This window comes from Rhizobacter sp. P3_B12 (assembly GCF_056402895.1).
The window spans coordinates 1-735 of sequence record NZ_JBFUGN010001624.1; the positions used below are offsets into that span (position 1 = coordinate 1).

The window sequence follows — 735 nt, forward strand, 5'->3', positions numbered from 1 at the left end:
CAGCCCCGGCAGGTCGCTGCGCCCGTGCAGGTCGGAGACGACGCCGCCGCAGGTGTAGTGCGCGGCCGGCACCACCGGAATGGGCTGCGTCGTGATGTCGATGCCGAGCTTCAGGCAGCGCGCGTGGATGGTCGGGAAATGCTCCTTCAGGAACGCCGCGCCCAGGTGCGTGGCATCCAGCAGCACGTAGTCGACGCCATGCTTCTTCATCTCGAAGTCGATCGCGCGGGCCACGATGTCGCGCGGCGCCAGCTCGCCGCGCGGGTCGTGCGCCTGCATGAAGCGCGTGCCGTCGGGCAGCAGCAGGTGGCCGCCCTCGCCGCGCAGTGCTTCGGTGATCAGGAAGCTGCGCTCCTGCGGGTGATAGAGGCAGGTCGGGTGGAACTGGATGAACTCCATGTTGCCGACCCGGCAGCCCGCCCGCCACGCCATCGCGATGCCGTCGCCGGTGGAGGTGTCGGGGTTGGTCGTGTAGCGGTACACCTTGCCGGCGCCGCCGGTGGCCATCACGACCGCCGATGCCGCCAGCGTCTCGACGCGCTGGCGGTCGATGTCGAGCGCGTAGATGCCGTAGCAGCGGGGCAGCTCGTCACGCTTCAGGTGGCGCGAGGTGATCAGGTCGACCGCCATCCAGCGCTCGAGCATGCGGATGTTCGGGTGGCGCTTCACCTCGGCGAGCAGCACGTCGTGGATGGCCTTGCCGGTGGCATCGGCGGCATGCGCGATGCGGCGCAC

The 735-nt window shown here is 69.9% G+C and carries 1 protein-coding gene; it reads right to left on the reverse strand.

Annotated elements, in window-relative coordinates; translation table 11 throughout:
- The coding region (locus AC1D01_RS37305) for an FAD-binding protein (RefSeq protein WP_477874940.1) at window positions 1–735 on the reverse strand (735 nt) is incomplete at both ends.